This window comes from Microcoleus sp. MOSTC5 (assembly GCF_036701825.1).
Lineage (GTDB): Bacteria > Cyanobacteriota > Cyanobacteriia > Cyanobacteriales > Microcoleaceae > Microcoleus > Microcoleus asticus.
The window spans coordinates 1-7,195 of sequence record NZ_JAUBRK010000128.1; the positions used below are offsets into that span (position 1 = coordinate 1).

A 7,195-nucleotide genomic window follows, 5' to 3' on the forward strand; every position below is an offset into this window, starting at 1 on the left:
CAGTCACTCCAATTTCTTGAAACAAGTTCCAAATTCCGGGATGACCATCCCCTATACAATATATAGGATGTAGCAATCTTTGGCTATTACTCCAATCAATTAAACCTTGATTATTTTGAAAGAATGCTCCGCAATAAACATTATCTAAACACACGGCTTTATAATCTTCCCAATAACATGGCTCACCCTTGTTTTCGTTGCGTAGCCTGACTTTACCTCCATCTAAGGTAATTTCTTGGACTCCTTGTTTAGATGTAGGCAATTCAAATTCTTGGCTCTGAACTAATCTCTGTAAGGTACTATGAGAAACTGGGATTCCTGTGAATGTTTCTAAATCTTTTTCTCCTTTTTGATAAGACTCGTTGGCGCTGATTATCAGAGCGCACTTTTCCATCATTGGACTGAGTTGACTATAAGGTTTTAGCCCGAAATATTTCGCCTGATTGTCTGTAATATTCAGCAACCCGACTAATGATTTTACGGTTCGCTGTCTTCCTGTTTTAATTCCTGATACTTTTGAAAAAAAACCTACCTAGTTCGGACCCAACTTCTTTTAACATTTTTTGACGGAGAGAATTTTCGATAGTTTCAAAATTTGAAAGTTCGGTTGAATCTGTATTTCTGTAAAGAATTTCTGCTACCCCTTTTAAGTGTGCTTTTAGGCGTTGTTGCTCTGAGGGTGTCATTTTTTTTACCTCATCTTTTTTCACAGTTTTACTAGCTTTTTCATTTTAGCCCTTTTTCATATATTTGCAAAAGTGAGATGCACCCAGCTTGGCTCGTTTAATGCGTTTGATAATCAACTCTTCATGGTTTGAAAGTTCAATTGGAGGATGCCATAAGGGAGGACGCATAGGTTTTTTCTTTTTTCCTGATGGTGAGAATTTAACAGGCTCCTCAATTCAACTATCATATCTACCCGGTTTTGTCAATATCTAATACTGTACCGACGCCCTAGGGTTTGCTGGTTTCTACAACTGGCAATTGTGGCGATCGCCTCTTGTTCCCATCTGGCAAATAGTCTGTAGCTGAAAAAGGAACTGCATTTTTGTCCTTTCTTGTTCAGGTAAACGACTATTACTTGATGTTGTTTGGGGTAAACTTTGACTATGCGGTTGACGGGCATTCTGAGGGCTTTGGCTGCTTCTATTTTGGAGATTTGCCAGCACAGGGGTTTTAGCCAACCGGAGGCTGTGAGGCTTTGACGCGTGCGGCTGGGCTTGTGAGTTTTTAGATTGCGTCTCTTGGTCATTTTTACTTTCCCTGATGTCTGTCTTCGGTTTCAAAGTTCGATCTGGCTGTCCCCTTATGTTGGGTTCCTAGCTCAGAACCATTTGTTTAGCGACTCCTTGGGTCTATCAAAACTTAAGTTGTAATTATTAGTTTACTTGCAATCATTTCCAGTGTTAAGTGTAATTATGAATTGCAAGTGGAAAATTCTGGAGTTGGGAAGTAAACTGAATTATGTGGGATTAAGTAGTGACAGCAGTTGTGAACGCAGAAGCTAAGAAAAAATTGATCGAGATTGTCAAACTAGCTCGCGGTTCCATGAGTCAGCGGGGATTCGGCAAGCTTCTGGGTGTCTCTGCGACAGCCGTTCAGTTGTGGGAAAAAGGTCAGAGCATCCCAGATACAGAAAATTTGGCTCAGATTGCTGTGAGGGCGGGGTTTACACTGGAAGAGTTGCTGGCTCATCTGGAAGGCAAGCCCATGCGTGAACCCGTAGATACTAACGAGCTGCTGAAAAAAATTCAATGTATACCAATTAGTGAGTTAGCCGTGGTTGGTAGAGCCGTGATGGATAGACTCGCGGCGGCGGCTGAGTCGTCTGGGAAATATAGTTGATGTATCACTTCGTAAGTAGACTGGTAGATACGGTTGAGTAACCTTCGAGTCGTGAACATCCAAAATAGACAAAAACTTAGCGAAATCCTCAAAACTGCTCGCGGAACAATGAGTCAGCGAGCGTTTGGTAAGCTTTTGGGCGTTTCCGCTACCGCTGTTGACCTTTGGGAAAGGGGCGATACAGTTCCTGATACTGAAAACTTGGGTAAGCTCGCAGCGAGAGCCGGCTATACTCTGGAAGAGTTTCTCAGCTTTTTGGATGGAAATCCAGTCTCGCAAGCCCCAGAAATTAACGATATTGTCAAAAAAAGTCAGTTTTTGCCTCTGAGTCAGGTGGCGCTAATTGGCAAAGCTGTAGCTGATAGATTCGCTGCATCGGCTGAGGCTGCTGAGGAATGAGTTAGGATCGATCGCGATCGCCCGTTTTGCAGAAGTAGATCCCGAGCGCCCTTAAAAATTTCCACCACTCGTGCATATCACAAATCTAGTAATTTGTCAAGGCAAAATCTACTTTGTTACGGAGTGCGATCGCTATTATGGACTTAGCCACTCCAAGCAAAGAAACCGGGTTTTTTACCGAATCTGCGGGATACAACGAAGTATTATCGTAAAAAACCCGGTTTCTGGGCCCCTATGCGATCACCCTTATGAAAAAACCACTCGCCCTATCCCTGACTCAATATGTCTAAAAATTCTTGGACAATGCGATCTGGTGTGTAACTTTATACCGATGTTCAAGCTGCAAATTTTAATTTTTATGGTGCTGCCCGATCCCAGATCGATACAATGATAGATATCCTAAATCTGTGTTGACGATGAACGTTATTCTTGCCATACCACAAGAGCTGCAAACCTATATTGAGGCTCAAATTCAGGCAGGGGCTTATGCCAGTGCGGTAGAGTATTTTCTAGATTTGGTGCAGCAAGATCGCCAGCGAAAAAAGGCACAAGCCAAACTAGAAGGTTTACTGCAAGAGGGTTTAGACTCGGATGGAGAACCCGTTACGGCTGCGTACTGGCAGAATTTGCGGGCATCGGTTTTGGGTGGTGATTCACAACCAGTATGAGCGATCGATTAATTGTCAAAAATCGTGCCACGCAGGATCTCAGACAACAGGCAAACTATATTCTGGTCAATGGAAATGCTAGTGCTGCCGAGCGATTTCTGGAGTTAGCCGAAGCCACTTTTGCCCAATTAGCGACGATACCGGGAATGGGAAAAGTCGTGCGATTGGTCTCTTCTGGGATGGGGGAGATTCGTCAGTGGCGAATTAAGGATTTTCAAGATTATCTAATTTTTTACCGGCTTCAAGACGATCGGGTGGAGGTGCTCCGGGTTTTGCATGGTGCTAGGGATTTGGAAGATATTTTGTCTAATCTTGATGAAGAAGTTTAAGGCCCTATAAGACGTGTTCGATCGCCGATCGATACAGAAATACGCCTTAACAAAATGCGATCGCCCTATCCCTGACTCAATATGTCTAAAAATTCTCGGACAATGCGATCGGGTTCTTCTGTGCATCTGTTAGCGTCGCAATAGTGGATGATGCTGATACCGTGAGATGCAAACAGGCGATCGCGCGTTTCATCTTTTTCTGTGTCGGGATGCCATATTTCTAGAATACCCCATTTGCCTTGGTGGAATATGAGGAAATCTGGTTCTTGGTTTTGTCTACCTGCGGGTGTTGTGAGGCGGGCTTTGGAGTTGGGGAAGAATAGGGTGTTTGTGCGATCGAGGGCTTCGGTTATTTTTACTTGTTCTTGGCTGTGAAAGCGCAAATCATTCCAGTGATAAATCCGTTCTTTTATGCTAGACAAAATTCCCTGGTTATGTGCGTCTTCAGCCTTGATAATTTCATCTGATGCCGTCTTATTATCAGATATAATTGCACCCTGTAAATCTGCTGATGAATCAGATTCACTTAAGTTGGCGAATAATATTCTGGCTCCGCTTAAATTAGCACCGCTGAGATTAACTCCAATAACTTGAGTTCGATGTAATGTCACTTGATGTCGCCGCAAGTATCGTTTTATAACTGCTTTAATATTGTTTTTTTTTACTTTTTCTTTAAAAGCGTCTGAGAGTAACTTCCAGAGTTTATAGCCAGCCGCTTTAATATATTCATCATCATATTTAGAAAGTTTAGCAATTTCCTCATAAGACTGTCTGCCTTCCCAGGACTGTTTGAAGATTAGCTCTTGCACGTCGTTTAACTGTTCGTCGTCATCTAGGACTGTTTCGACAATGGCGAGAGCTTCATCCACAGTCATAGGTTAAATCCTCTTAAAGGTAGTGTCCGATTTCAATTTGTGCTGGCTGCGTGGGATTTTGCCCGTGCGCGCAGCTTACTCTTGGTAGATTTTAGCATAATTTTTAAGATTTTGCTACTTATTATCACTATTTGTTACTATTTATCACTGGTTCCGCTCAAGATGAAGCTTTACTATAAATAAATTATGTTTGCACATTTCAAAACGCACAGGAGTTGAAAGAAGTGAGTTTACCATACAACATTGCCGAGACAATTCAGAATGTTATGATTGCTTTGGCTTTGGCTAAAGGAATTTTATCGCCCTCACAGGTTTCTGAGATTCCAAATTCGACAATAATAGCTCAATTGGAAGAGCCAATCGGAATAGCAGACAAGGCAGAAAGAGAGAGGGTAGAAAGGGAAATAAAAAAAGTAAAGTCAAATCAATCAACCATGCTACAGATAGCAAAAAAAACAGGCTATGGTAGCGGGGGTTATGGTCGGGGGAATTATGGGGGATAAAGAAAGCAATCTTACTAAGACTGTTTCGACAATAGCCAGAGCAGCCTCGGCAGTCATCGGTTAAATCCTCTTAAAAGTAGTATCAGACTTGAGGTTGTGCTGGCGGGCGCACAGCATTTTGCCCGTGCATTTACCTCAACTCTGGGTAGATTTTAGCATAATTTTTAATAGTTGCTACTTATTATCACTTTTTGTCACTTTTTATCGCTGGTAAAGCTGAGGCAGACTTGTTACCTTGTTTCAAGGAGATAGGAATGTGAAAGATCAATCACAAAAGGAAATTTAGAAAAATGGCATGGAGTGAATGGATCGAGTGCAACTTCGACAGCAAAGGCGAACTCAAACTCAAACTCAACACTCAAGCAGTGGGCAGATCGCCAAACTCATCAGGGGTTTATGCGATCTCTACTAAAACAGGAAATAATTATCACACCCATTATGTAGGAAGGTCGGGAAGGAGTATTCGGGGAAGATTGCAATCCCATTTGACCGGAAAAGGGAACAAGGTTATTGCGGGATTATTGAAAAATAAAAAACAGCTTCCTAGCGATCCTACCCAAGCCTTGTACTTTGCTTATTTGGAAACAAAGGAGAATAAGTTAATTGAAGCTGCTTATATAGATGCAAAGGCAGAAGATAGACCTCTGGCAAACTTAATTCGTGCTAAATTGCCCAAAGGCTTGAGAGAAGAGGATGTCTTTGGATCTCAACTGGAAGATTAAACTATACTGATTTTGTGCAGGAGGAGGTAAGCGTTATATGTCAATACGGTTCAGTTAAGGCTTAAATAGTGGTAAATTAAGTATAGTGTCCAAAAAGGGAGAGCAAGTAAGGTGCATCTCAAAGAATTCTCACTTTTTATCTCCCAAAATCTCAAGTAAGGAGATATTCAAGGCCATAGAGATAGCAATTCCAGCCAGTGCAATTGAACAAGCTATTGCGAAAACAAATGTTGAAGAAAAACGTCAGCGCGCCCTACCAGCACAACTGGTAGTGTGCCTGGTAATAGCAATGAGTCTGTGGTCGAAAGATTCAATGCGGGATGTCTTAAAAAATTTAATTGATGGTCTTAATGAAGCATGGGTAAAAATTGGTAAATATTGGCGGTTTCCCTGTAAATCGGCAATTACTCAAGCCCGACAAAGATTAGGAACGGGCGTGATGAGACAGTTGTTTCATGGGTGCATCTCACTTTTGCAGATACATCAAGTAGAAAGTTGACCATTGAGATAAGCACAGCGAAGAGAAAGGATAGAGGAAACACTCTCGATATTCCACTGCGCTCCCGATATTTTCACCCTTAGTCCAATCCGTTTAATCGTTGATTCCACTGTTCCAGAACCGATAGAACTTAAAGATTCTTCTTTATAGTATCGGTAGTTAACTATTCGGTTGCGATGGAACTCTAAATAATTGCAAAAGGTTTTAAATCCTTTTCTTTTCAACTCTTTAAATAAATTGATAACTTCATTAACTTGACCCGACCATAACAGACTTTCGGCTTGTTTTAATCGTTTCAATGAACCCCCGGTTTTGTACAAATTTTCTTTCAGATGATACCAATCTAAGATTTCTTGTCTTTGCTCAGTCACTCCAATTTCTTGAAACAAGTTCCAAATTCCGGGATGACCATCCCCTATACAATATATAGGATGTAGCAATCTTTGGCTATTACTCCAATCAATTAAATCTTGATTATTTTGAAAGAATGCTCCGCAATAAACATTATCTAAACACACGGCTTTATAATCTTTCCAATAACATGGCTCACCCTTGTTTTCGTTGCGTAGCCTGACTTTACCTCCATCTAAGGTAATTTCTTGGACTCCTTGTTTAGATGTAGGCAATTCAAATTCTTGGCTCTGAACTAATCTCTGTAAGGTACTATGAGAAACTGGAATTCCTGTGAATGTTTCTAAATCTTTTTCTCCTTTTTGATAAGACTCGTTGGCGCTGATTATCAGAGCGCACTTTTCCATCATTGGACTGAGTTGACTATAAAGTTTTAGCCCGAAATATTTCGCCTGATTGTCTGTAATATTCAGCAACCCGACTAATGATTTTACGGTTCGCTGTCTTCCTGTTTTAATTCCTGATACTTTTGAAAAAAAAACCTACCTAGTTCGGGCCCAACTTCTTTTAACATTTTTTGACGGAGAGAATTTTCGATAGTTTCAAAATTTGAAAGTTCGGTTGAATCTGTATTTCTGTAAAGAATTTCTGCTACCCCTTTTAAGTGTGCTTTTAGGCGTTGTTGCTCTGAGGGTGTCATTTTTTTTACCTCATCTTTTTTCACAGTTTTACTAGCTTTTTCATTTTAGCCCTTTTTCATATATTTGCAAAAGTGAGATGCACCCTATGAAATGGAACCGAAAAATAAAAAATAAAGGTAACTTAGTTAATGCAGTTTAGATGTTTAACAGCTTAGATTATCGAGCACTCCGTAATTTCCTAGCGTTAGGAGATTTTGAATCAGCGAATAAGGAAATAATTACTATTTTCAATACTCCGGACAGTTTTTAAAGAAGGATGCGACGCCTACGGCAAGCAACGCTTACGCAATAAATCACAGAAGC

The 7,195-nt window shown here is 40.9% G+C and carries 9 protein-coding genes and 2 pseudogenes; 7 read left to right on the forward strand and 4 right to left on the reverse strand.

The window, feature by feature from the left end; genetic code table 11:
- Together QUA54_RS33400 and QUA54_RS33405 are read right to left on the reverse strand one after the other, a co-directional pair.
- Nucleotides 1-686, reverse strand: a pseudogene (locus tag QUA54_RS33400) (ISKra4-like element ISMiva1 family transposase); the annotation flags it as partial.
- Between the two features lie 242 nt (nt 687-928).
- The gene (locus QUA54_RS33405) at nt 929-1,252 is read right to left on the reverse strand and encodes a hypothetical protein (RefSeq protein ID WP_333419229.1); all 324 of its coding nucleotides are present in this window, start codon (nt 1,250-1,252) and stop codon (nt 929-931) included.
- A gap of 227 nt (nt 1,253-1,479) precedes the next feature.
- On the opposite strand from QUA54_RS33405, the gene QUA54_RS33410 reads away from it, so the two are divergent.
- From QUA54_RS33410 to QUA54_RS33425, 4 genes are all read left to right on the forward strand, one after another.
- Nucleotides 1,480-1,845, forward strand: a complete 366-nt coding sequence (locus QUA54_RS33410) for a helix-turn-helix transcriptional regulator (protein ID WP_333419231.1) — start codon at nt 1,480-1,482, stop codon at nt 1,843-1,845.
- Nucleotides 1,846-1,896: 51 nt separating this feature from the next.
- Nucleotides 1,897-2,244: a helix-turn-helix transcriptional regulator gene (locus QUA54_RS33415; RefSeq protein WP_333419232.1), complete on the forward strand. Its 348-nt coding sequence runs from the start codon at nt 1,897-1,899 to the stop codon at nt 2,242-2,244.
- Between the two features lie 416 nt (nt 2,245-2,660).
- The gene (locus QUA54_RS33420) at nt 2,661-2,912 is read left to right on the forward strand and encodes a hypothetical protein (RefSeq protein ID WP_333419234.1); all 252 of its coding nucleotides are present in this window, start codon (nt 2,661-2,663) and stop codon (nt 2,910-2,912) included.
- The gene (locus QUA54_RS33425; RefSeq protein ID WP_333419236.1) at nt 2,909-3,241 is read left to right on the forward strand and encodes a type II toxin-antitoxin system RelE/ParE family toxin; all 333 of its coding nucleotides are present in this window, start codon (nt 2,909-2,911) and stop codon (nt 3,239-3,241) included. The genes QUA54_RS33420 and QUA54_RS33425 overlap by 4 nt, the downstream gene beginning before the upstream one ends.
- 65 nt (nt 3,242-3,306) lie before the next feature.
- Here the strand turns inward: QUA54_RS33425 and QUA54_RS33430 are convergent, their stop codons facing one another.
- The gene (locus QUA54_RS33430) at nt 3,307-4,116 is read right to left on the reverse strand and encodes a pentapeptide repeat-containing protein (protein WP_333419238.1); all 810 of its coding nucleotides are present in this window, start codon (nt 4,114-4,116) and stop codon (nt 3,307-3,309) included.
- Between the two features lie 215 nt (nt 4,117-4,331).
- Here QUA54_RS33430 and QUA54_RS33435 point away from each other — a divergent pair, with 215 nt between their 5' ends.
- The 3 genes and pseudogenes from QUA54_RS33435 to QUA54_RS33445 all read left to right on the forward strand — a co-directional run.
- Nucleotides 4,332-4,619, forward strand: coding sequence for a hypothetical protein (locus QUA54_RS33435; protein ID WP_333419240.1), 288 nt, complete (start codon nt 4,332-4,334; stop codon nt 4,617-4,619).
- 290 nt (nt 4,620-4,909) lie between these two features.
- Nucleotides 4,910-5,341, forward strand: a complete 432-nt coding sequence (locus tag QUA54_RS33440) for a GIY-YIG nuclease family protein (RefSeq protein ID WP_333419241.1) — start codon at nt 4,910-4,912, stop codon at nt 5,339-5,341.
- A gap of 187 nt (nt 5,342-5,528) precedes the next feature.
- Nucleotides 5,529-5,798: pseudogene (locus tag QUA54_RS33445) on the forward strand (transposase domain-containing protein); the annotation flags it as partial.
- A 26-nt stretch (nt 5,799-5,824) separates the two neighbouring features.
- On the opposite strand, the gene QUA54_RS33450 reads toward QUA54_RS33445, so the two are convergent.
- Nucleotides 5,825-6,891, reverse strand: a protein-coding gene (locus tag QUA54_RS33450) for an ISKra4 family transposase (RefSeq protein ID WP_333419243.1) whose coding sequence is annotated in 2 segments (ribosomal slippage) — nt 5,825-6,720 and nt 6,720-6,891 — 1,068 coding nt in all. Because the reading frame shifts where the segments join, the coding sequence is not laid out codon by codon here.
- Nucleotides 6,892-7,195 lie beyond the last annotated feature (304 nt).

Coding starts and splice junctions, on each gene's coding strand:
- QUA54_RS33405 (WP_333419229.1), bottom strand. CDS start 1,252: ATGACCAAGAGACGCAATCTAAAAACTCACAAGCCCAGCCGCACGCGT.
- QUA54_RS33420 (WP_333419234.1), top strand. CDS start 2,661: ATGAACGTTATTCTTGCCATACCACAAGAGCTGCAAACCTATATTGAG.
- QUA54_RS33425 (WP_333419236.1), top strand. CDS start 2,909: ATGAGCGATCGATTAATTGTCAAAAATCGTGCCACGCAGGATCTCAGA.
- QUA54_RS33430 (WP_333419238.1), bottom strand. CDS start 4,116: ATGACTGTGGATGAAGCTCTCGCCATTGTCGAAACAGTCCTAGATGAC.
- QUA54_RS33440 (WP_333419241.1), top strand. CDS start 4,910: ATGGCATGGAGTGAATGGATCGAGTGCAACTTCGACAGCAAAGGCGAA.